Here is a 1,756-nt window from a genome sequence, read left to right on the forward strand (position 1 = left end):
ACTTCGCATACAACGTAAGGTCTGCGGCTCCGATCGGCGACGCAAAATCGTACGCCGCCGTCAAGTCCGCATCGGTATACCACCCGGCGAACGTGCAGCCCGTCTTCGTCGGAGCTACCGGCTCGGTAACCACAGTGCCATAGTCGATCGTCTGGCCCGTCGTCGGCGTGCCGCCGTTGCTTTCGAAGGTTACCGAATATTGGTTCACCGTCCATTTCGCATACAACGTAATGTCTGCAGCTCCGATGGGTGCCGCGAAGTCGAACGCCGCCGTCAAGTCTGCGTCCGTATACCACTCGGCGAACGTGTACCCCGTCTTCGTCGGTTCCGCCGGCTCCGCCGCCGTATTGCCGTAGTTGATCGACTGGCTTTCTACCGGCGAGCCGCCGTTGCTCTCGAAGCTTACCGTGTATTGGTTTACCATCCACTTCGCGTACAGCGTCACATCCGCAGCTCCGATAGGTACCGCGAAATCGAACGCTTGCGACAATGCGTCGCGATCCGTGTACCACCCGGCGAACGCATACCCTGTCTTCGTCGGGTCCGTCGGCTTGACCGCGGCGCTGCCGTAATGCACCGTCACGCCGTCTACCGGCGAGCCGCCGTTGCTCTCGAAATTTACCGTGTACTGGTTTATCGTCCACTTCGCGTACAGTGTCACGTTCGATGCGCTGATCGTGAACGTATCCGCCTCAGCATAGTTCGTTCCGCTTCCGTTCGCCTCCGTGCTCCACCCCTCGAACGAATGGCCTGTTTTCGCCAGGCCCCCCGGGTTGCCCGGCACCGTCACATCGGTGTTGTACACGTGGCTGCTGTCCTCAGGCACGTCGCCGGACGTTGCGCCGTTCCCTTCGTACTTCACCGCATAGCTGTTAATCGTCCATTTCGCATACAACGTCACATCCGCCGCGCCTACTGTGAACATATCCGACTCCGCATAGTTCGTTCCGCTGCCATCCGCCGCCGTGTTCCAGCCCGCGAACGTGTGGCCCGTCTTCGCCAAGCCCCCCGGGTTTCCCGGCGCCGTCGCATCGGTGTTGTACGCGTGGCTGCTGTCCTCAGGCACGTCGCCGGACGTTGCGCCGTTCCCTTCGTATGTCACCGCATAGCTGTTAATCGTCCATTTAGCATACAACGTCACATCCGCCGCACCTATCGTGAACGTATCCGACGTGGCGTATTGCGTTCCATTGCCATCCGCCGCCGTATTCCAGCCCGCGAACGTGTGGCCTGTCTTCGTTAATCCGCCAGGGTTGCCCGGCACTGTGACGCTAGTGTTATAGTCGTGGCTGCTTTCCGTCGGCACCGTGCCGCCGTCGCTTCCGTTGCCGTCATACGTAACCGTATAGCTGTTGATCGTCCATTTCGCATACAACGTAATGTCTGCAGCTCCGATGGGTGCCGCGAAGTCGAACGCCGCCGTCAAATCAGCGTCTGTATGCCACTCGGCGAACGTATACCCCGTCTTCGTCGGTTCCGCCGGCTCCGCCGCCGTACGGCCGTAGCTGATCGACTGGCTTTCTACCGGCGAGCCGCCGTTGCTCTCGAAGTTTACCGCGTACTGGTTTACCGTCCATTTCGCGTACAGCGTGACGTCCGCCGCGCCGATCGTCAGCGTGCCGCCCGCCGCGTAGTCCGTGCCGCTGCCGTCCGCCGCCGTGTTCCAGCCCGCGAACGTGTGGCCGAGTTTCGCCAGACCGCCCGTGTTGCCCGGCACCGGGACGCCCGTATTGTAGTCGTGAATACTGTCCGCCGG

Annotated in this window: 1 protein-coding gene; it reads right to left on the minus strand. The window is 61.4% G+C overall.

The features are described 5' to 3' along the window. Positions 1 to 1,756 (minus strand): InlB B-repeat-containing protein (locus FE782_RS31925; RefSeq protein ID WP_162388383.1); only part of this gene is annotated, 1,756 nt, incomplete at both ends.

Origin of the sequence: Paenibacillus antri (assembly GCF_005765165.1) — a bacterium.
Classification (GTDB): Bacteria; Bacillota; Bacilli; order Paenibacillales; family YIM-B00363; genus Paenibacillus_AE; species Paenibacillus_AE antri.